Consider the following 20,772-nt stretch of genomic DNA (forward strand, 5'->3'; position numbering starts at 1 on the left):
TCGGAGGGGACCGAGCGGGGCCGACGGTCCGGTCATCCGGCCTCCGTCGGGTTCGGGGGAAGCCGGGAGGCGGGGACATGACGAACGGATCGACTGGCGAGGGCGCGGACCGGGTGGCCATCGGGGACATCTGCTGCGACGCCGTGGACTACCGCGGCGCCGTGCAGCAGATCGACGACTTCGTGCGATCGGGGCGGCCGCACCTGGTGCTGACCCCGAACATCGCGCAGGTCCGGCAGGCGAGCAGGCTGCCGGAGGTCGCGGAGGCGTACCGCTCCGCGAGCATGTCCACCCCGGACGGCTGGCCGATCGCCGCGGCGCTGCGCGTGCTCGCGCATCGGCGCCGCCAGGGCCGCGTGACGGGGTCCGACCTCACGCCGCTGCTCTGCCTCGGCGAGTACCGCGTCGGGCTGATCGGCGGTCGGGACGACTCCGCGGAGCGCGCGGCCGCGCGGCTGCAGCAGCGCAACGCCGACCTCGACGTCGGGCTGATCGAGCCGGCGGAGCCGGGCGAGCTGTCCGACCCCGCACGACGGGCCGACCTGATCCGCCGGATCGTGGCGGCGGACCTCGACCTCGTCTTCCTCGGCGTCGGCGTGCCGAAGCAGGAGCGCCTGGCGCTCGAGCTGCTGCAGGAGCTCGACCACGGCGTGGTCCTCTGCGTCGGCGCGACGATCGACTTCCTCGCCGGCGCGGTGCAGCGCAGCCCCGCCTGGGTGCAGCGCGCGGGGCTGGAGTGGGCCTACCGCATCGCGGTCGAGCCGAAGCGGATGTTCGGCCGGTACGCGTCAGCGCTGCCCTTCTTCGTCTGGCAGTTCGGGCGCGCCCTGCTGCACAGCCGCGTCGCGCGGCCGGCGCAGGTCGTCGCCCGATGAGCCGGGGCCTCCCCCGCTCCGCGTCAGCGGCGGGTGCCGAGGACGCGCGCGGGGTTGCCGCCGACGACGCTCCACGGCGGCACGTCCCGGGTGACGACCGAGCCGGCGCCCACGATGCTGCCGGTGCCGATCACCCGGCCGGGCAGCACGGTGACGTTCGCGCCGACCCAGACGTCGTCCTCGATCACGACGGCGCGGTCGGGCAGGAAGCCCTGCTGGTTCATCGGCACGTCCGTGCGGCCGGTCGCGTGACGGCTGGCGAGGATCGTGCAGCGCGGGCCCATCATGACGTCGCGCCCCACGCGCAGCGGGCCGATGACCAGGCAGTCCATGCCGAGGTCCGATCGGTCGCCGAGCTCGATGCCGCGACCCGAGCCGAACCAGGCGCCGTGCTCGACGTTCACACCGGCGCCGCACGCGTCGAGCATCCGGGCCGCGAGCGCCGCGCGGATGCGACGGGCCAGCGCGCCGCCCGGCCGCGGCGACCACGGCAGGTGGCGCGCGACGCCCCAGTAGAGCGCCGCCGCGACGTACCTGGTCGTCCCCCGACTCGTTCGAACCATCGCAGGCCCCCTTCGAACTGTGGTGCGGTCAGTAGCGACCGTAATGCACTACGTAATGCGCGCCCCTCGTTCGAGGGACGCGTCGCCGAAGCCGCATCCGCTCACCGGAAGGACCCCAGGGCATGACCGAGCTCGACGTCACCGTGGTGATCCCCGTGCACGACCGGGAGGCCGCGCTGCACGACGCCCTGCGCTCGGTGCTCGCGCAGACCCGCCCGCCGGCGCGCATCGTCGTGGTGGACGACGGCTCGTCCGACGGCAGCGCGGCCGTGGCGGAGGAGTACCCCGTCACGCTGGTGCGGCACGAGCGGGCCCGCGGCTCCGGCGCGGCCAGGAACAGCGGCATCGCCGAGGCGGACACGACGTGGATCGCCTTCCTCGACTCGGACGACGTGTGGCTGCCGGAGCACCTGGAGACCGTGGCGCCGGCGCTCGGCGACCACGCGTTCGTCACCACGCCGATGGTCGACTCGTTCGGGCGCGGACGCGGCAACGTGTCGGGGCGACCGCAGTCCGTGACGCCGTCGACCCTGTTCTTCCCGGAGAACATCGTCTGCACCAGCACGGTCGTCGCCCGCCGCAGCGCGATCGACGCGGTCGGCGGGTTCGGCGACCTGCCGCGCGCGCAGGACCTCGACCTCTTCCTGAAGCTGCTCGAGGCGGGCACGGCGCTCGCCCTGCCGGTCCCGACCGCGGTCTACACCGTGCCGGACGCGTACCAGGAGGCGGGGTTGCGCGCGCGCAGCACCGCGGGCGCCGACCAGGTGCGGGCCCGCTACGCCGACCGCCCCTGGATGACGCCGTCGCTCGTGCGCAGCATCGAGACGCAGCGCGCCTGGGACGACCTGCGCCACGCCCAGCACCGCGGCGACGCCCGGGCGGTCCTCCAGGGGCTCGGTCGGCTGGGCATGGGCCCGCGCACCGCCGCCGTGCTGCAGCAGACGCTGGTGCACCGGCGCCGCGCCCGCCGCTTCATCGCCCCGGACGCCGCGTGAGCCGCGGGCTCGACGGCGGACCGATCCGCGTCCTCGCCTCCCCCGGCGGCGGCACGGACGGCAACCCCTACATCGATCTGCTGCACCAGGGGCTGGCCGCCCTCGGGGTGGAGGTGACGCCGTTCGACCGCCGGCGCCTGCTCGACGCCCGCGGCGTGGTGCACGTGCACTGGCCGGCGGCGCTGGTGCGCTGGGACTCCGGCCCCCGTGCGGTGGCCGACGTCGTCAAGGTGCTCGCGGGGCTGGCGATCGCGCGCAGCCGCGGCGCTCGGCTGGTGTGGACCGGCCACGACCTGGAGCCGCACGAGCTGCGCCGCCCCCTCCTGCACCGGCTGTACTTCGCGGCGTTCAGCCGCATGGTCGACCTGTGGATCTCGCTGACGCCCGCCGGTGCCGCGGCGCTGCAGCAGCGGTACCCGGTGCTCGCGCGACGGCCGATGCGCGTCGTCCCGCACGGCTCCTACCGCGACGCCTACCGCGCCTCCGTCGAGCAGCAGGGCGACCGGCGGGCCGCCGACCGGGCGCTCGACCTGCCGCCCGCGCGCCGCTCGTACCTGCTGCTCGGCCAGATCCGGCCGTACAAGCACGTCCCCGCGCTGCTCCGCGCCTTCGCCGCCGACGCCGACCCGGACGCGCGGCTGCTCGTCGTCGGCGAGGTCCGGGGCGACCAGCACCTGGCGGACGCCGCGCGGGCGGCCGCGCCGAGCGGTGCGGTGCTGCGGCTCGAGCGCGTGCCCGGCGCGCAGATCCCGCTGTGGCACGCGGCGGCGGACGTCGTCGTGCTGCCCTACGACACCCGCAGCGCCCTGAACTCGGGTGCGCTGCTGCTCGCGCTGTCGCTCGACACCCCGGTGGTGGTCGCGGACTCCCCCATCAACCGGGAGCTGCGGCGGCAGGTCGGCGCCGACTGGGTGCACCTCTTCGACGGCGACCCCGCCGAGGCGCTCGCCGTGGCGAAGCGCGTGGCGCACGCGCGGCGAGCCGGCCGGCCCGACCTCGACGCGTTCGCGTGGCCGGCGATCGCCGAGGCGACCGTGCAGGCCTACCGCGACGTGCTCGGCCTCGTCCCCAGCCCCGACCACCAGGAGCAGCCCGCATGACCCGGTTCCCCCGAACGGCCTCCGGCGCGCTCGCCGTGCTGGTCGTGGCGCTCTGCGCCGCCTGCACCGCGCAGGGACCCGCGCCCTCCGCCTCCTCCGCGCCCGCGGCGCCGACCGCCGCTCCGGCGACGAGCGCGCCGCTGCAGGGGGCGACCGCCGACGCGAACCCCTTCGGCGCCGGCAGCTTCTGGCGCGCGAGCATCGCCTCGGCGCCGACCGCGCCCACGTCGCGGGCGATGGTCGACTACCTCGTCTCGACGATCACCGACCGCTACAACGGCATCGCCGCGTTCAACGCGCACAGCTACAACAGCCACCTCTACGTGGCGACCGCGTCGACGCCGAGACTCGACGTCGGGTTCACCAACTGCCAGGGCAAGAAGGCGACGCCCTCCGGCCTCAGCGGCGACGGCGGGCAGTTCGACGACGTGCCGATCCCGGTCGGCGCGGTCGCGGCCGTCGGCACGGACCAGGAGCTGTCCGTCTACTCCCCCGCGACCGACCAGCTCTGGGAGTTCTGGAAGGCGGTCCGCACCGCCGACGGCGGCTGGGCCGCCTGCTGGGGCGGACGGATGGACGGCGTCTCGACCAGCCCCGGCTACTTCCTCGGCGGCTTCGGCGCCACGGCGACCGGGCTGCCGAACGCCGGCGGTGCGGTCCGGCTCGCGGAGGTCCAGGCCGGTCGCATCGACCATGCGATCTCCATCGCGATCCCCGCACCGGCGGTGGACACGGTCTTCAGCTGGCCCGCGCAGCGCAGCGACGGGTTCGACGCCAACCCCGCGGCGCTGCCGGAGGGGTCGCGCCTGCGGCTGCCCGCCGGGCTCGACCTGACCGCCCTGAAGCTGACGCCCGCCGGGCTCGCGATCGCGAAGGCGGCGCAGCAGTACGGCTTCGTGGTCGTCGACAAGGCCGGCTCGGTCTCCGTCGTCGCCGAGGCGGTCGACAAGGTGGACGGCGTCGACCCGTGGAAGACCGCGCTGAACGGCGTGCCCGACTACGCGGTGCTGAAGAACTTCCCGTGGACGAGCCTGCAGGTGATCCAGCGTGACTACGGGAAGCCGGCGCAGTGAGCGGCGGTGGACCCGTCGCGGCGGAGCGCGTCGGCACCGTCGCGGTGCGCGGCGGGCTGGTCACCGTCGGAGGTCAGGCCGGGCGTGTGCTCGTGCAGCTCGTCTCCGTCGTCGTGCTGTCCCGGCTGCTCAGCCCCGGCGACTTCGGGCTGGTCGCGATGGTGACCGCGCTGGTCGGCCTGGCCGCGCTGCTCGGCGACTTCGGGCTGTCGCTCGCCGCGATCCAGGCGACGGAGGCGACCCACCAGCAGCGCACCAACCTGTTCTGGCTGAACGCGGCCATCGGCGCCGCGACCTCCCTGGTCGTGCTCGCGGTCTCGCCGCTCATCCAGGCGTTCTACGGCGTGGAGGAGGTGGGCGGCATCGCCCGCGCCCTCGCCGTCACCTTCCTCCTCAGCGCCCTGTCCGCGCAGTTCCGCGCCGAGGCCACCCGGCGGCTGCGGTTCACCGCGCTCGCGGTCGTCGACCTCGTCGCGCCCGCGCTCGGCCTGGTGGCCGCGGTCGTGCTGGCGCTCGCCGGCGCGGGCTTCGAGGCCCTGGTCGCGCAGCAGATCGCGGTGGTCGCGGCCCAGCTCGTGCTGCTCGTCGTGCTCGCCTCCTGGTCGCCCGGGCTGCCGCGGCGCACCCCGGGCATGGCCGGCTTCCTCCGCTTCGGCCGCGACAACCTGCTGCTGCAGGTGCTCACCTACGCCAGCTCGAACGTCGACGCGGTCGTCGTCGGCGTCGCGAACGGGCCCGCGGTGCTCGGCACCTACAACCGCGCCGTGCAGCTGTTCCGGCTGCCGGTGCAGCAGCTCGCGGCGCCGCTGACCCGGGTCGCGCTGCCGATGCTCGCCCGAGTGACCGACCACGACACCTACGTGCGCTACCTCAACCACGCCCAGCGCTACCTCGTCTACACGCTCGGCACCGCGTTCGCGCTGACGGCGGGGCTCGCGGCGCCGGTCGTGGCCCTGCTGCTCGGGCCGCAGTGGCGCGACGCGGCGCCGATCCTCACGGCGCTGGCCGTCGGCGGGATCTTCCAGGCGCTCAGCTACGCCTACTACTGGCACTTCCTCGCGAGCGCGCAGACCGCGCTGCAGCTGCGGTTCTCCGTCGTGTCGCGGGTGCTGACGGTCGTGCTGATCCTCGCCGCGAGCGGGGCTGGCCCCGTCGCGATCGCGTGGGCGTCGAGCCTCGGCCTGCTCGTGAACTGCGTGCTGCTCACCTGCCTCGCCCTGCCCAGGAGCGGCGTCGCCGTGCGCGAGGTCGCGGGCACCGCCCTGCGCGCGAGCATCGCGGTGCTCGCCGTCGCCGCCCTCTCCTGGCTCGGCGCGACGCTCGGCGATCGCATCGACGTCGCCGTCGGGCTGCTGCTCGGCCTGGGCGGGGCCGCGGTGGCGGCGGCCGCCTCCGCCGCGGCCCGACCGGTGCGGCGCGACCTCGCGCTGCTGCTGACCCTGACCAGGAAGGTGCGCTCCGCATGATCGACGAGCTCGTGGACGCGGAGGTGCCCGGCCCCGTCGCCGTGCTGCACTGGAACCCGCACCGCCCGCGCTTCCGCGGCCGCGTCGGGCGACGGCTGCCCCTCACCGCACCGGTCGGCAACTTCGGCGACCTGCTCGGGCCGGAGATCGTGCGGCGCATGCGCGTGCTCCACGGCGGCGCCGACGCGCCCGCCCGCCCGCAGGCGGCCCGTCTCCTGTCGGTCGGCTCGATCCTCCACTTCGCGCGCGACGGCGACGTGGTGTGGGGATCCGGCGTGAACGGCCGGATCCCGCTCGACCAGTACGAGGACGTGCGCCTCGACGTCCGCGCCGTCCGCGGCCCGCGCACGGCGGCGTTCCTCGCCGAGCGCGGCGCCGCGGTGCCGTCGGTGTTCGGGGACCCGGCCCTGCTCGTGCCGCGCCTGATGCCCGAGCTGGCGCCCGGTCCGGCGGCCGCACGCGACGACTACGTGATCGTGCCGAACCTGCACGACCACGCCGCCGTGGCGCGCGACCGGCGCACGATCGACCCGCGCTCGCCCTGGCGGCAGGTCGTCGGCCGCATCGCCCGGGCGCGCGCCGTCTACGCCTCCTCGCTGCACGGGCTCGTGATCGCGGAGGCGTTCGGGGTGCCGGCGGTGCGCATCGCCGCACGGCTCGAGCAGGACCTCAAGTACGAGGACTACGCGCTCGGCTCCGGCGGCGACCTGCTGCCGGTGTTCCCCGACCTGCCGACCGCCTTCGCGCACCCCCGCGCCGGGCGACGGGACTTCGCCCCCGACCTGGAGAAGCTGATGGAGGCGTTCCCGCATGACCTCTGGTGACCCGCGCGCCAGCATCATCATCCCCGCGCACGACGAGGGCACGATCCTCGGCCGCCTGCTCGACGGGATCGCCCCGCTCGCCGACGACCACGACGTGCTCGTGGTCGCGAACGGCTGCACCGACGACACCGCCGACGTCGCGCGCGCCCGGCCCTGGTGCCGGCTGATCGAGGTCGAGGAGGCCTCGAAGATCGCCGCGCTCAACGCCGGGGACGCTGCGGCGCGCACCTTCCCGCGCATCTACCTCGACGCCGACGTGACCGTCGGCGCCGACACGGTGCGGCGGCTGGTCGCCGCGCTCGAGGGGCCGGAGCCGCTCGTCGCGAGCCCGGCCGTCCGCATCGACGCGACCGGCGCCTCCGCGTTCGCCCGCGCGTACCAGCGCGTGTGGGCCCTCACCGACTACCGGCTCGAGAACCACACGGGCTCCGGGATCTACGGGCTGTCGGAGGCGGGCCGCCGCCGGTTCGGCGCGTTCCCCGACATCATCTCGGACGACCTCTACGTGCGGCTGCTGTTCGCGCCGCACGAGCGGAGGGTCTCCCCCGGCGCCCCTTTCACGGTCTACGCCCCGCGCACCGCCCGCGCGCAGGTGCGCCGGCTCAGCCGCGCGATGGCGGGCGAGCTGCAGCTCGCGAAGCGGTTCCCGGAGCTGCGGGAGGGCGCCCGATGAGCGGCGCGCAACGACGGCTGCTCGGCCGCGTCGCCCGGCGCCCCGCGCTCTGGCCGGACTTCGTCGTCTACGCCGCCGTGTACGCGGCGGGCCGGGTGTCGGCGCGCATCAAGCTCGCCCGCGGGCGCACCCACGTGTGGGAGCGCGACGAGTCGACCCGCTGAGACGGGCTCAGTCCGCGAGCACCAGCCGGCGCAGGCGCTGCGCGTTGTCGGCGGCGGCGTGCTGCTCCAGCACCGCGGTCCGGCCGCGCCGGCCGAGCGCGAGCCGCAGGTCCGGATCGGCGGCCAGCTCCTGCAGCGCGTCCGCCACGGCCACGGCGTCGCCCGGCTGCACGAGCACGCCGCTGTCCGGGTGCACGAGCTCGGGGATGCCGGCGATCGCCGTCGTGACCACGGGCAGCTCGGTGAGCATCGCCTCCATCAGCACGACGGGGATGCCCTCCGCGAAGCTCGGGAGGCAGAACACGTCGGCCGCCAGGTAGCGCGCGGGCAGGTCGTGCTGCCCGACCGGTCCGGCGATCTCGACGAGGTCGCCGAGCCCCTCGGCGGCCACCCTCGCCTCCAGCGCCGGGCGCAGCGGGCCGTCGCCGGCGATCACGGCGCGCACGGGCACGCCCCGCTCGCGCAGCAGGCGGACGGCGTCGAGCACCAGGCCGGGCGCCTTCTCCGGCACGAGCCGGCCGACGAACAGGACGGCGAGCGGACCGGCGGCGCGTGCACGGCGCTGCTCGCCGGCCGGCGCGTAGGCGGTCGCGGGCGCGCTCATCCGCACGATCCCGAAGCGGCCGGGATCGGCCGCGGGGGCCAGGTCGAGCGCGGTGCGGGTCGCGTACTCGCTGATGCAGGCGACCGCGTCGGCCGCCGCGAGCTTCGCGGGCAGGTCGTGGCCCGCGGGATCCAGGAACTCGGTCGGCCCGTGCATCGCGAGCGACCAGTGCCAGCGGGGCCCGCGGGGGTGCGCGCGGTCCCCCATCACGATCGTCAGCCGGGCGATGTCGGCAGCGTTGTTCGCGTGGTGCACGTGCACCCGGGTGAGGCCGTCGCGCTCGAGCAGCCGCAGCAGGTGGACCGCCTCGACGAGGTAGAGCAGCTGCCAGACCCGGCCCCTCGGGGTCCGCGGGCCGGAGCGGAGCGCGAGCCGCAGCCCGGCGGCGAGCGCGCGCGGCGACCGCACGGCGACGGTCGCGAGGTCCGCCAGGTATCGGGTCGCCGGTCGTCCCTGCAGCACCTCGGTGCCCGCGACCTCCGCTCGCGTTGCAGCAGGGAACGGTGCGGACGGGTCGGGGGGCCGCACGGAGTAGGTGCGCACGTGCACGCCGAGGTCCCGCAGCGCGGCGACCTCCCGCTCGACGAACGTGTGCGAGAGCGCGGGGTACTGGCTCACGAGGTAGGCGATGCGGTCAGCCACGGTGTGCTCCTCGGAGCGATCGGTGCGGCGAGGGCCGCCAGTCGTGCGCGGGCAGCCGGACGGCGGCGCCGGACGCGGTGATCCCGCCGACGAGGGCGAGCAGGTAGGCGGGCTGCGAGTAGTTGACGGGCCCGAAGTTCGCGACCACGACCCAGCAGACGGTGCAGGCGAGCAGCGCGACGCGCCACGGCGCGAAGCCGGGCCGCCCCCGGCGCAGCACCGGCACGACGTACGCCGCGATCGTGGCGGCGATCCAGAGGGAGCCGCCGAGGATCCCGAGCTCGGCGAAGCGTCCCAGGAAGACGTTGTGCGGGATCAGGGTCGCGGAGGCGGCGGTCACCGGGTAGTCGCCGCCGAGGCGGACGAACTCGCTCATCCGCTCGCCCGCCTGGTTCCAGCCGACGCCGAGCAGCGGGTCGTGCACGACCATGCGGGCCGCTGCGGCGTTCACGTTCAGGCGGTCCCAGATGGGCGACTCGTCGCCGCCGCGGGTGGTCGCGGCCTCCCCGAAGCCGGGGAACACGAGGGGGAACAGCGCCGCGACCGCGACGAGGCCGACGAGCACGACGGGAGCGCGGCGGCGCAGCGCGGGCGTGAGGAGCACGCCGACGAGCAGCGCCGCGGCGCCGCCGAACCAGATCGCGCGGGTGAGGGTCAGCGCGCAGCCCACGGCGGTGAGCAGCGTCGCCGCGATGCCGACGACGCGCCACGCTCGGCGCTCGGCGAGCGCCGCGGTCACGCCGCCGAGCGCGCCGCTGAAGACGAGCATGATCCCGTTGTTCACCGCCTCCGCGTAGGGACCGCGAGCGCGGTCGGCGTGGATGCCGACGGACGGATCGAGGATGTAGGCGGGGAAGACGAGCGCCGGCAGCGGCAGCGTCTGGGTGATGGCCGTCAGCCCGAGGTAGCAGCCGAACACGGCGAACGTCGCGGCGAAGGCGGATCGGCGCCGGGCGGTGTCGAGCACGAGCGGGGCGCTGAGGAAGAGCACGGCCGGGAGCACCGCGAGGTCGACCAGGAAGAAGAGGCCGTCCGAGGCGCGCACCGGGCTGCCGAGGAACGAGATCGCGGTCCACACGGCGAACGCCAGCAGCAGGACGGCCGCGGTGCCGAGCGGCGCCCGTCGCCCGTCGCGCCGCGCCCTGCCCCACTCGAGCGCGAGCCCGGCGAGCAGCAGCGCCCGGTCGATCGGCACCGGCACGTGGAGTGACGACCAGTGGCCGGCGAAGCAGTTCGCGAGCAGCCCGGCGACGAACAGCCAGAACCCGACGTCGTCGAACCGCGGGCGCACGCGGACCGCCTGCGGCCGTGCCTCCTCGAGCAGCGTCACCGCGCGCTGCGGGCGCGCCGCGGCCGCGAGCGCAGGAACGCGGCGACGGACCAGACGACGATCCCGGCGACGAGCCCGAGGGCTCCCCAGAGCTGGAAGCGCTGGGTGGAGGTGGAGGAGGTGACGTGCGCGGAGGTGAGGCGGCGCACGCCGTTCGACTGCACGCTGTTGCCGACCTGGTCGCTGAGCAGCTGGCGAGCGGCGCTCACCGTCGCCTGCGCGGCGCCGAGCCGGGCGGTCGCGGTCTCGTAGTCCCGCGAGGTGCGGGGCTCGTCGTTCTTGTCGAGCTGGTCGATCGCAGCCTGGGCCTGCGCCTGCTCCACGTAGGCGGCGCGCAGCGAGTCGCCCGACTTCACGATCGACGTCGAGTTGTCGAGCAGCGTCGAGACGGTGCTCGACAGCGCGTCGATGCCGGTGTCCGCCGCCCGCAGCGCCGCCTCGCGGGACGGCGCGGTGGACTCGATCAGGATCACGCTCGAGCTGGCGAGCGGCGACGCGGTCGCCGTGTCCTCGGCGCGGTCGAAGCCGCCCGCGACGAGCTTCTTCTGCACCTCGTCGCCGCTGAACACGCGGCTGTAGGTCTGCGCGAGCGCCTGCCCCGCCTGGGTGAACGACGGCACCGCGGCCGCGTTCACGCTGGTCGCGCCGGCGATCATCTGGCCCTGCGCCGTGTAGGTCACGGGCGACAGCGCCCCGGCGCCGAGCCCGGCGGCGGTGAACAGCAGCACGCAGAGGGCGAACGAGCGCCGGTGCCGGCTCACCAGTCCGAGGTAGGTGACGGGCGCGGTGTCGATCGGCGCGGTGTGCACGGGCACGGTGCGCTCGCCTGTGTGGTCGACGGAGGTGGTGATGATGTCCTCGGTTCCGGTGGGTCGCGGGCGGAAGTCAGGGGTCCTGCGGAGTGCGGAGGGCCGGCTACGAAGTCACCGGCGCCCTCCGCCTCCGGTCGGTCAGGGTCGTCCCATGCCGAGGTAGGTCCAGCCGGCGGCGCGCCACCGGTCGGGGTCGAGGATGTTGCGGCCGTCGATGATCAGCGGCGTGCGCACCAGCTCCTTGAGCGCGACGGGGTCGAGCTCGCGGTACTCCTGCCACTCGGTGACCAGCACCACGCAGTCCGATCCGTGTAACGCGTCGGCCGTGTCCGTAGCGAAGCCGAGCTGCGGCTGGAGGCGGATGGAGTTCGGGATCGCCTCCGGATCCGTGGCGATCACGTGCGCACCACGACCGTTCAGCTGCACCGCCACATCCAGCGCCGGGCTGTCGCGGACGTCGTCGGAATCGGGCTTGAACGCCAGGCCGAGGACGGTGACCTTCTTCTGGAACACCTGCCCACCGAGCGCCTCCACGACCATGTCCACCATCCGCTGGCGGCGACGCATGTTGATCGCATCGACCTCCTTCAGGAACGCCACGCTCTCGCCGCGGCCGAGCTCCTCCGCCCGAGCGGAGAACGCACGGATGTCCTTCGGCAGGCACCCCCCGCCGAACCCGATGCCCGCGTTCAGGAACCGGCGCCCGATCCTCGCGTCGTACCCGATCGCGTCCGCCAGCTTCGTCACATCCGCGTCCGCGACCTCCGCGATCTCGGCCATCGCGTTGATGAAGCTGATCTTCGTCGCCAGGAACGCGTTCGCCGCCACCTTCACCAGCTCCGCCGTCTGGTAGTCCGCCGTCACCAGCGGAGTCCCGTTCGACAGCGCCGTCGCGTACACCTCGTCCAGCAGCGCCTTCGCCGCCGCGGCGTCGTCGTCCTGCTCAGGCAGCCCGTACACGAGCCGATCCGGAGCGACGGTGTCCTTCACCGCGTACCCCTCGCGCAGGAACTCCGGGTTCCACGCCAGCAGCGCTCCGGAACCGGAGTCCTTCACCTTCTGCGCCAACCGCATCGCGGTCCCCACCGGCACGGTCGACTTCCCCACGATCAGGTCGCCGTCCGCCAGGTGCGGGATCAGCGCGTCCACCGCCGCGTCCACGTAGGTCAGGTCCGCGGAGTTGGACCCGCGCGACTGCGGGGTCCCCACCGCGATGAAGTGCACCCGAGCACCCCGCACCTGCGGCATCGCCGTCGTGAACGACAGCCGCCCCGTCGCACCGGCGGACTTCAGGATCTCCGGCAGCCCCGGCTCGAAGAACGGCGCCTCCCCCGCCGACAGCGCGCTCACCTTGGCCGGATCGACGTCCACGCCGACCACCTCGTGGCCCAGCTCCGCCATCGACGCCGCATGCACGGCCCCGAGGTAGCCGCACCCGATCACCGAGATCCTCATCGGTCCTCCTCCGTCGTCGTCATGCGCTCGCGCGCAGGGGGGCGTGCTGCGGCCCGGCGGCCGGCAGGCCGTCGAGGGCCGCGCGGGCGAGCGGGACCAGCTCGGGCAGGGCGTGCCGCACGGCCGCGGCCGCGTCGTCGGCGTCGAGCACCTGGTCGAGCAGTCGTCCGACGGCCGGCGCGAACCCCGGCCGGGGCTGCACGCAGCGCTCCGGATCGCCCGTGAGGCGCAGCACGCCGGCCACGGCGCGGTCCGCGGAGAGGCCCACGACCGGCACCGCGCACGTGGAGGCGAGCACGGCCACGGCGGCTCGACCGGTCACGACCACGCTCGCCCGGTCGGCGAGCGCCCGCAGCTCGGACGGGCGCAGCGCGCGACCCACGACCTGCACGCCGGTGCCGCCGAGCAGCTGGGCGACCCGCTCGCAGAGCGCCGGGTCGCCGCTCTCCTTCCGCAGGTCCTGGGGCAGCAGCAGCACGTGGATGCCGCGGCGCTGCAGATGGGCGACGACGCCCATCACGTCCGCGGTCGGGTCGACCCCGCCCAGGCCGCGGGCGCAGGCGTCGACGAGCGCGACGGGCCCGTCGCCGATCCCGAGGGCCGCGAGCACGCCGTCGTCGAGGCCGAAGCCCGCGAAGCGCAGGTCGACCGCCCGCCGCAGCCCGTCGACGCCGTCGTTCATGGCGCGGATCCGGTCCAGGTCGTCGTAGACGAAGAAGGTCGCGCCCGCCCGGGTGGCGGAGCGGAGGGCCCGCACGGCGCGCTGCCCGGCGGCGAGCGGCCAGGAGAAGCCGATGATGCGCGTGTCCAGTCCCCGCTCCGCGGCGGTGCGGGCGAGCACGGCGACCTCCCCCGGCGCGGCGCTCGACTCCTCCGACGCCAGCACCGTGCAGTGGGCGTTGCGCTCGAGCAGCCCGAGGAACGACGCCACCGCCGCGCGCCGGGGCCGCCCCTGCTCGCCGAGCAGCGCCGGCAGCGGGTGCACGGCGACCCGGCTCGCACGGTCGACGAGGGCGGGCCCCTCCGCTGCTCCCGTCACCAGGGCCACCGGGCCGGCCGTGAGCCCGAGGTAGCTGTCGAGCGCCGCCTGGTCGCCGACGCCCCAGGTGCGCGACGGCGCCAGCACCAGGTGGCTGTCCGCGCGCGGCACCGCCCGCGGCCCCACCGGCCCCCGCCGGCGCAGCGCATCGGACCTCGGCGGTCGTGGCGCCCGCTCCGCACGCGCGCTCATCGCCGCTCCCCCCGGGGCGCCCCGCACCCCTCCGTCGTCCTCCACCGCGGCCGATCCCCCATGGCGACTCCCCCTCCGTCTCCCCGCGCCGCACCCGGCCCGCTGCACCGTAGGCAGCCCCCGCGACCGGGTGCCAGCGCGTCGATCGAGCGTTAACACGATCTTCATACGTAAGCAGGATCGTAACTACGCAATATGACGCCTGTTCTGTGCGACCATGGAGGAGGTCGCCCAGGGGTGGGCGGCCGATCGGGAATGCGCATCGTGCGGAGACGGAGCAGAACGCCGTGGGGACGGCGTCCGCCTCCCGATGCGCGCAGTGGACGCGGGACCGCCTCGGGTGGCGGTCCCGCGCCCTTCGTCTCGCATCGGACGGACCGCGAAGCCGCGGCTACGTACTCCGCGGCACCCATCCGGAATCGACTTGGCACCGAACCATCGGAGATGCCACGCTCGGTCAGCACGTCCTCGCCGTCCTCCCCGCTCCCCCTCAGGTGATCCCCCGAATGCCTCCTACCGCGTTCTCGCCTGCCCGCACGCCGCACGTCACGGGCACGCCCGAGGGCCTCGTGCCCTTCATCGGCCGGCGGGCGCTGCTGCGCGCCGCGGGCCTCCGCGTCGACGCCGGCCGCGGCACGGTGCTGACCGGCCCGGCAGGCATCGGCAAGAGCCGCACGCTGCAGGCCATCGCCGACTCCGCCGAGCGCGGCGGTCTCCGGGTCGCGAAGCTGCTCGCCTCGCGCTCGAGCGCCGCCGTGCCGTTCGGCGCCTTCCTGGGGCTGCTGCCCGCGGAGGCGCTCGAGCGCGCCCACCGCGAGGAGCCGCTCGGCCGCGCCGCCGTCGTGCGGTCCGCGGTGCAGGGCCTCGGGCTCGAGGTCGTCGCGGTCGACGACGCGCACCTGCTCGACGATCACTCCGCCGCGCTGCTGCACGACCTCGCGCGCGCCGGGACGACCGTCGCCCTGGTGCTCGACCCCGCCTCGCCCGCGCCCGACGCGCTGCTGTCCGTGCCGGAGGCAGGGCGCGCGGAGGCGGTCGACCTGCCGCCGTTCTCGCAGGACGAGTCGGCGGAGTTCGCGGAGGCGGTGCTGCAGGGATCGGTCGACGGCGGCAGCGCGCTCGCGCTGCACGTCGCGTCGGGCGGCGTGCCGCTCGTGCTGCGGGAGCTGCTGGAGAACCAGGTGCGCGTCGGGGGCATCGACCGCAGCGGCGACGTGCTGTCGATGCGCGGGCCCGTGCGCGCCCCGACACCGGTCGACCTGCGCGTGCGCGAGGACCTGCAGTCCCTCGACGAGGCGGCCCGCAGCTGGGTGGAGCTCGTCGCGCTCGCCGACCGGGTGCCGCTCGACCTCGCCGTCGCGCTCGTCGACGACGGCGCGGCCGACCGTGCCGAGTCCGCCGGCTGGGTCCGCGTGAACGACGCGGGGCAGTACCGCATCGCGCAGCCCCTGCACCGCCAGCCGATCCTCGACGCGACCGGCTCGCGCGCGCGCAAGCGGGGGCTGGAGGCGCTCGTGGCCGCCGCGAGCGCGGCGACCCGGCCGCGCTCGGACTGCGAGGCGGTGCTGCTCGGCCGGTGGCGCCTCGACATCGGCGACACGCTCGACCGCGACGAGGCGCTGGAGCTGGCCGCCTCCACCTCCCCCTCGGAGCCCGAGCTCGCGGAGCGCTTCCTGCGCATGGCGGCCGCCGGCGGCGACGCCACCGCCCTGACGGCCCTGGCGCAGCACCTCGTGGCGAGCGGCCGCCTCGAGGAGGCGGAGGAGCTGCTCTGGCGCGCCGAGGCCGCCGGCGGCGCCGAGACCCGCGTCGCCGGGCTGCTCGCCCTCGCGACCGGGCTCGGCGCACGGCGGAGCGCGGAGGCGCTCGCGGACCTCGACCGCGCGCTCGCCGAGCACCCCGACTCCCTCGACCTGCTCGGCCCGCAGATCGCCCTGCTGCAGGCGGAGGCCCGCAGCAGCGAGGCCGCGGCGCTCGCGGAGCGCATCGCATCGATGCCCGAGCCCAGCGCCGGCACCGTGCTCGGGGAGGTCTACGGCGCCGTCGCGATGGCTGCCCGCGGCGACCGCGAGGCCGCGACCCGCATGGCGGAGGAGCTGCGGCCACTCGCGGAGCGCTCCGTGCGCCTGCTGCCCGAGGGCCCGATGCTGCAGGCGTGGCTCGAGGCCGCGGTGCCGTGGGTCACGACGCGCGACCCGGGCGCCGTCACCTCCATCGCCCAGGCCGGGTACGACTCGACGCTGCGCGAGGGGCTGCGCCCGGATCGAGCCCGCTTCGCGCACCTGCTCGCGGCGGCCCGCCTGCTCCAGGGTGACGCGCTGCTCGCGGTCCGGCTGCTGCGGGAGGCGGAGGCGGTGCCCTGCTTCTGGCGGGACAGCCAGCGGCCCGACATCGTGGCGAACCTCGTCGAGGCGCTGGTGCTGAGCGGCGACGTCGACGAGGCGGAGCGCACGCTCGCGCGGCTCGACGGCATGCGCCGGACGCCGGACCAGGAGGGCGCCCACCAGCTCGCGACCGCCGCCGTGCAGATGGCCCGCGGCGACCTCACCGGCGCTGCGCAGCGCACGCTCGACGCCGGGGACGCGGCCGCCGCCCGCGGCGACCGCTCCGCCGCCTCCGACGGGTGGACGGCGGCGCTGCGCTACGGCAGCACGGCCGCTGCGGAGCGCCTCATCGCTCAGGACGACGTGCGCGAGGGCTCGGTCCGCGCGCTCGTGCTCGCGCACGGCCGTGCCGTGCTGGCCCACGACCCGGCCGCCCTCGCCGAGGTCGCCGACGCCTACTGGCGCGCCGACGCCCGGCTGCTCGCGGTCGAGGCGGCCGCGCAGGCCGCCCGCTGGTGCGTGGAGGCGGAGGACACCGTCGCCGCCACCGCCGCGACCGAGCGCCTCCTCCGCTGGTCGGTCGCGACCCCGGGGCTCGTGGACCCGCTCGCCGACGCGCTGCCGCTCGCCGGCCTGACGGCGCGCGAGCAGGAGATCGTGCGGCTCGCAGCCGCGGGGCTGTCGGACAAGGAGGTCGCGGCGGAGCTGTCGATCTCCGTCCGCACCGCGCAGACGCACCTCGGCCGTGCGTTCAACAAGCTCGGCATCCACCGCCGGCAGCAGCTGAGCCGGCTGCTGCCCGCGGGCCAGGGCGGGTCATCGACCTCGTCCCGCTGACTCGGCGGAACCCTCCGGACGTGGGGCACGGCCGTTGCGCTTCCGTGCACGTCGGAGGGAGGGAGCCGGACCGCGTCCGGCTAGCCTGATCCGGTCGGGCGTGCTGCTGCGCATCGCGTCCGAAGCCGGTCGACGCCCGCACCCATGTGCGGAGGGCGGCGGATGCGAGCGCGACGGATCGTGCGCCGGACGGGCCTGGCGGCCCTCGGCGGCCTGGTCGTCTGGGCCCTGGTCGGCCTGCCGTTCTTCGTGTTCCCCGCGACCGATCCCGTGCCCGCGCACGCGGACGTGGTGCTCGTGCTCGGCCCGCCCGTGCAGGAGCGCGTCGCGGTCGCCGAGCGCCTGCTCGCCGAGCACCGCGTCGGCACCGCGCTCGTCTCCGTGCCCGGTCCGGAGACGCAGTGGGGCGTGACGGCGCTCTGCGCCCGGTCCGACGTGATCTGCTTCCGGCCGGATCCGAGCACGACCCGCGGGGAGGCGCGCGAGCTGCGGGCACAGGCGGCGGCGCACGGCTGGCGGAGCGCCGTGGTGACGTCGATGCCCGCGCACCTGGCCCGAGCGCGCTCGATCGTCGGCCGGTGCTTCAGCACGCTGTCGATGGTCCCCGACGCCGAGGGCCCGTTCCGCGGCTGGCCGTACCAGTACGCGTACCAGACCGCGGCGACCGTGAAGTCCTGGTTCCTCCCCGGCTGCTGACTCGGCCCGCGTTCGGGAAGGACTACTGCAGGAGGCGGCGCTTCGCGCCCTCGAACTCCGCGGGGGTCAGGGCGCCGGCGTCGCGGAGGCGGACCAGACGTTCGAGCTCGTCGGTGATCGACGCGTCGGCCGGCCGCTCTCCCACGGGCAGCGACTCCGCCAGGGTCTGCAGGTCCCTCGCCTTGCCCGTGAACCGCTCCGGCTCCCCCAGCACGCGCAGCACGAGCCCCGACTCGGTCGTCCGCACGTCGGAGAGGACGCCGAGCGGCCACGCCTCCTGGGACTGGGACACGAAGCCGAGCCCGCTGAACAGCAGCCGCCGGTCGGTCAGCAGCAGGGCGCCGGCGTGCGCCTGCGCGGCCCGCTCGGCGCAGATCCACAGACGTTCCGACTCCCCCGCCTGCAGCGAGGAGCGCAGGACCGCGAGATGCCGCTGGACCGAGACCACGGGTCAAGCATGGCGCGATCGTCACTCGCGCGCGCTGGGCGACTCCGATCCGGTGTCCCGCTGCACCGACCGCTGGATCCTGCGGGCGACTCGCCGCCCACCGAGTACCGCGGTTCCGAGTGCGCTCATCGGAACCAGCATCGGCTGTATCGGATGATCGATGCTCGGGAGCCGCTGCTTGTACTCCTGATCACCGGGCAGCAAGCGGAGCGCGCTCATGCCGTCCGCGATCGAGGCCTCCACGGTGTGGAACAGCATCTCGATGCCGACCTGGTGTTCACGCAGCTCGGGATCGGCGGCGCTCATGAAGGCGAACTCGGTGGTACCGACCCTGAAGCTCAACTGGGCCGCCGCCGCGCGGCCGTCCAACTCCAGGAACCGGAGGTACAGCCGATTCCGCGCGAAGGTCGCGGCAGCCAGACTCTGCAGGAGCGCCCGCCTCTCGGGAGTGAGGATGAGCACCTCATCACCCCACCGCTTCCAGTGCAGCTGCAGGAGGAGGTCGACGTCGTTCTCCAGCTGGTCCGCTCGCTCGGTCCGGCGGAAGCCGACCGCGAAGCTCTCACGCAGACGTCTCGACCGGCGCAGGAATGCGCGGCGGGAGTTCCGCCCGCTCGCGCTCAGCAGCTCGTCCCAGGTGCGACCGTCGTACTGGATCGACCGGTCGGAGATGGCGACACCGCGGTCTCCTCGCCATGCGTCGAATTGAGGCGCCTGGCTCGCCGGAACGACGAGTCGCAGCATGTCCACGCCTCTCCGCGCTTGCACTTGCCGGACGAGGTCCTCGGTGATCCAGCCTCGGTCCTCCTCTTTGCAGACGATCGAGGGAGCAGCAGCCGGCCAGGGCCCGAGCGGTCCGAGGACTCGGGGCACCGAACGCTCGACGGCGAGCGCGAGCACTCCTGCGACCGAGCCGTCACCTCGCCGCGACACGAGCACCTCCACGGGCCCGAGCCCCGGCTCGTGAAGCAGCCAGGTCGCGAACCACTCGCGGGTCGCGAAGATCGATCCGACGTCGAGGGCGAAATCAGTCCACTCCCGCTCGCTCAGCTCGTCGAGGCCACGGGGGGCAGCGTGCTGTTTCATCCGACTCCGCGGTGAGGTTCGACGGTCGTGCGCGAGATCCGAACCGTCACGTTACGCCTCGGCCACGATGGTGCAGAGATGCGACGGACGGATCGTCGCACCGAGGAGCCCCGCCCGGGTCGCCTCCGTCGGACGTCGTGCGTACGGTGGCGGTCCCCGGCACGAGGAGCGCCCATGCACTGCACCCTGGTCCCGCCCTACATCCTGCAGGCGCTCGCGCGGCAGGACGATCCCGTGGTCCGCGACGCCGCGATCGCGACGCTCGGCTACGACAAGACGTTCGCGGTCAGCCGGGTCATCCAGGACGCCGCACGCCGCCGATCCCCGCGCACGGCCGCGCCGATCGCACCGCGCCTGCAGCGTCTGATCCACGACGCCGAGCACGGGGAGGACCTGCCGGGAAGGCTCGTCCGTGCGGAGGGCGCGCCCGTGAGCACCGACGTCGCGGTGAACGAGGCGTACGACGGCCTCGGCGACACGTGGACGCTCTACGAGGACGTCTACGGCCGCAACTCGATCGACGACGCCGGCCTGGCGCTGTCGGGCACCGTCCACTTCTCCGAGCAGTACGACAACGCGTACTGGGACGGCGAGCAGATGGTCTTCGGCGACGGGGACGGCGTGCTGTTCAACCGCTTCACGATCTCCGTCGACGTGATCGGGCACGAGCTCACGCACGGCGTCACCGGCGCGACCGCGGACCTCGCGTACAAGAACCAGTCGGGCGCGCTCAACGAGTCGATCTCCGACGTGTTCGGGTCGCTGGTGAAGCAGTACGCGCTCAAGCAGAGCGCGGCGGAGGCGGATTGGCTGATCGGCGCCGGACTGCTCGCGGAGGGGGTGCAGGGCGTCGCGCTGCGCTCGATGAAGGCGCCCGGCACCGCCTACGACGACCCGCGGCTCGGCGGCAAGGACCCGCAGCCCGCCCACCTCCGCGACTACCTGCGCACCACGAGCGACAACGGCGGCGTGCACACCAACTCGGGCATCCCCAACCACGCCTTCTACCTGGCCGCCGTCGCGCTCGGCGGCAACGCCTGGGAGCAGGCGGGCCACGTCTGGTACGAGACGGTGACGGGCGGCGCCCTGCACGCCGACGCGACGTTCCCGCAGTTCGCCCAGCTGACCGTCGCCACGGCCGACCGCCTCTACGGCGCCGCGGCCCGGACGGCGGTCGCCGAGGCGTGGGTCGGGGTCGGGCTGGTGACCTCATGAGCGTGCAGCGGGTGGTGGTGACCCGCAGCGGCGGGTTCGCCGGCATCACGATCACCACCGAGGTCGACGACCCCGACGAGGCCGAGCGCCTGACGGAGGCGATCCGGGCGGCCGTGGACCACCCCTCCGGCAGCGCCCGGGACGACTTCGTCTACGAGTTCACGATCGTCACGTCGTCGACGACGGACCGCATCGAGATGACGGGCGCGCAGCTGCCGCCCGGTCTCCGCCCCGAGCTGCGCTCGCTGTTCCAGCGCCGGACGTGACCTTGCTCACGCTTCGTGCCGCCCATCAGGAGGTCGGGCGGCACGAAGCGTGAGCAGAAGGCCTCGCAGCCGTTCCCTTTCCGCGGCCGCAGG

General features: G+C 75.0%; 20 protein-coding genes. 12 read left to right on the plus strand and 8 right to left on the minus strand.

What is annotated here, in order from left to right:
• Positions 1-77 precede the first annotated feature (77 nt).
• Complete coding sequence (locus tag ABEA53_RS13850) at positions 78-875, plus strand: WecB/TagA/CpsF family glycosyltransferase (RefSeq protein ID WP_345481851.1); 798 nt, start codon at positions 78-80, stop codon at positions 873-875.
• A 23-nt stretch (positions 876-898) separates the two neighbouring features.
• Here the strand turns inward: ABEA53_RS13850 and ABEA53_RS13855 are convergent, their stop codons facing one another.
• A complete protein-coding gene (locus ABEA53_RS13855) occupies positions 899-1,438 on the minus strand; it encodes an acyltransferase (RefSeq protein WP_345481852.1) in 540 nt (179 codons plus the stop codon).
• Between the two features lie 122 nt (positions 1,439-1,560).
• Here ABEA53_RS13855 and ABEA53_RS13860 point away from each other — a divergent pair, with 122 nt between their 5' ends.
• The 7 genes from ABEA53_RS13860 to ABEA53_RS13890 are packed head-to-tail and all read left to right on the plus strand — an operon-like array spanning position 1,561 to position 7,733.
• Complete coding sequence (locus ABEA53_RS13860) at positions 1,561-2,433, plus strand: glycosyltransferase family 2 protein (RefSeq protein WP_345481853.1); 873 nt, start codon at positions 1,561-1,563, stop codon at positions 2,431-2,433.
• The gene (locus tag ABEA53_RS13865; RefSeq protein ID WP_345481854.1) at positions 2,430-3,533 is read left to right on the plus strand and encodes a glycosyltransferase; all 1,104 of its coding nucleotides are present in this window, start codon (positions 2,430-2,432) and stop codon (positions 3,531-3,533) included. Before ABEA53_RS13860 ends, ABEA53_RS13865 begins: the two co-directional genes overlap by 4 nt.
• Positions 3,530-4,606, plus strand: a complete 1,077-nt coding sequence (locus ABEA53_RS13870) for a hypothetical protein (protein ID WP_345481855.1) — start codon at positions 3,530-3,532, stop codon at positions 4,604-4,606. The genes ABEA53_RS13865 and ABEA53_RS13870 overlap by 4 nt, the downstream gene beginning before the upstream one ends.
• The gene (locus tag ABEA53_RS13875) at positions 4,603-6,072 is read left to right on the plus strand and encodes a lipopolysaccharide biosynthesis protein (protein ID WP_345481856.1); all 1,470 of its coding nucleotides are present in this window, start codon (positions 4,603-4,605) and stop codon (positions 6,070-6,072) included. The genes ABEA53_RS13870 and ABEA53_RS13875 overlap by 4 nt, the downstream gene beginning before the upstream one ends.
• On the plus strand, positions 6,069-6,896 hold the full coding sequence (locus ABEA53_RS13880; RefSeq protein WP_345481857.1) for a polysaccharide pyruvyl transferase family protein: 828 nt from the start codon (positions 6,069-6,071) through the stop codon (positions 6,894-6,896). The genes ABEA53_RS13875 and ABEA53_RS13880 overlap by 4 nt, the downstream gene beginning before the upstream one ends.
• On the plus strand, positions 6,883-7,569 hold the full coding sequence (locus ABEA53_RS13885) for a glycosyltransferase family 2 protein (RefSeq protein WP_345481858.1): 687 nt from the start codon (positions 6,883-6,885) through the stop codon (positions 7,567-7,569). The genes ABEA53_RS13880 and ABEA53_RS13885 overlap by 14 nt, the downstream gene beginning before the upstream one ends.
• Positions 7,566-7,733 (plus strand): hypothetical protein, encoded by a 168-nt coding sequence (locus ABEA53_RS13890; protein ID WP_345481859.1) that lies wholly within the window; start codon positions 7,566-7,568, stop codon positions 7,731-7,733. Before ABEA53_RS13885 ends, ABEA53_RS13890 begins: the two co-directional genes overlap by 4 nt.
• A gap of 7 nt (positions 7,734-7,740) precedes the next feature.
• On the opposite strand, the gene ABEA53_RS13895 is transcribed toward ABEA53_RS13890, so the two are convergent.
• The 5 genes from ABEA53_RS13895 to ABEA53_RS13915 all read right to left on the minus strand — a co-directional run bounded on the left by ABEA53_RS13895 (position 7,741) and on the right by ABEA53_RS13915 (position 13,726).
• Positions 7,741-8,979: a glycosyltransferase family 4 protein gene (locus ABEA53_RS13895; RefSeq protein ID WP_345481860.1), complete on the minus strand. Its 1,239-nt coding sequence runs from the start codon at positions 8,977-8,979 to the stop codon at positions 7,741-7,743.
• The gene (locus ABEA53_RS13900; protein ID WP_345481861.1) at positions 8,972-10,309 is read right to left on the minus strand and encodes an O-antigen ligase family protein; all 1,338 of its coding nucleotides are present in this window, start codon (positions 10,307-10,309) and stop codon (positions 8,972-8,974) included. Before ABEA53_RS13900 ends, ABEA53_RS13895 begins: the two co-directional genes overlap by 8 nt.
• On the minus strand, positions 10,306-11,124 hold the full coding sequence (locus ABEA53_RS13905) for a hypothetical protein (protein WP_345481863.1): 819 nt from the start codon (positions 11,122-11,124) through the stop codon (positions 10,306-10,308). The genes ABEA53_RS13900 and ABEA53_RS13905 overlap by 4 nt, the downstream gene beginning before the upstream one ends.
• A gap of 135 nt (positions 11,125-11,259) precedes the next feature.
• Positions 11,260-12,576 (minus strand): UDP-glucose dehydrogenase family protein, encoded by a 1,317-nt coding sequence (locus tag ABEA53_RS13910; protein ID WP_345481864.1) that lies wholly within the window; start codon positions 12,574-12,576, stop codon positions 11,260-11,262.
• Between the two features lie 19 nt (positions 12,577-12,595).
• The gene (locus tag ABEA53_RS13915; RefSeq protein ID WP_345481866.1) at positions 12,596-13,726 is read right to left on the minus strand and encodes a hypothetical protein; all 1,131 of its coding nucleotides are present in this window, start codon (positions 13,724-13,726) and stop codon (positions 12,596-12,598) included.
• Between the two features lie 587 nt (positions 13,727-14,313).
• Between ABEA53_RS13915 and ABEA53_RS13920 the strand changes: the two genes are divergently transcribed.
• A complete protein-coding gene (locus ABEA53_RS13920) occupies positions 14,314-16,968 on the plus strand; it encodes a LuxR C-terminal-related transcriptional regulator (RefSeq protein ID WP_345481867.1) in 2,655 nt (884 codons plus the stop codon).
• 162 nt (positions 16,969-17,130) lie between these two features.
• Complete coding sequence (locus ABEA53_RS13925) at positions 17,131-17,664, plus strand: YdcF family protein (protein WP_345481868.1); 534 nt, start codon at positions 17,131-17,133, stop codon at positions 17,662-17,664.
• A 22-nt stretch (positions 17,665-17,686) separates the two neighbouring features.
• Here ABEA53_RS13925 and ABEA53_RS13930 read toward each other — a convergent pair whose 3' ends face one another.
• On the minus strand, positions 17,687-18,112 hold the full coding sequence (locus tag ABEA53_RS13930) for an SHOCT domain-containing protein (protein WP_345481869.1): 426 nt from the start codon (positions 18,110-18,112) through the stop codon (positions 17,687-17,689).
• Between the two features lie 21 nt (positions 18,113-18,133).
• Positions 18,134-19,198 carry a GNAT family N-acetyltransferase gene (locus ABEA53_RS13935; protein ID WP_345481870.1) on the minus strand — a complete coding sequence of 355 codons (1,065 nt, stop codon included), beginning with the start codon at positions 19,196-19,198 and terminating at the stop codon, positions 18,134-18,136.
• Positions 19,199-19,372: 174 nt separating this feature from the next.
• Between ABEA53_RS13935 and ABEA53_RS13940 the strand changes: the two genes are divergently transcribed.
• Both ABEA53_RS13940 and ABEA53_RS13945 read left to right on the plus strand, forming a co-directional pair.
• A complete protein-coding gene (locus ABEA53_RS13940) occupies positions 19,373-20,413 on the plus strand; it encodes a M4 family metallopeptidase (protein WP_345481871.1) in 1,041 nt (346 codons plus the stop codon).
• The gene (locus tag ABEA53_RS13945) at positions 20,410-20,679 is read left to right on the plus strand and encodes a protealysin inhibitor emfourin (protein WP_345481872.1); all 270 of its coding nucleotides are present in this window, start codon (positions 20,410-20,412) and stop codon (positions 20,677-20,679) included. The genes ABEA53_RS13940 and ABEA53_RS13945 overlap by 4 nt, the downstream gene beginning before the upstream one ends.
• Positions 20,680-20,772: the final 93 nt, after the last annotated feature.

The organism is Amnibacterium soli, from assembly GCF_039544415.1.
Taxonomy (GTDB): Bacteria; Actinomycetota; Actinomycetes; order Actinomycetales; family Microbacteriaceae; genus Amnibacterium; species Amnibacterium soli.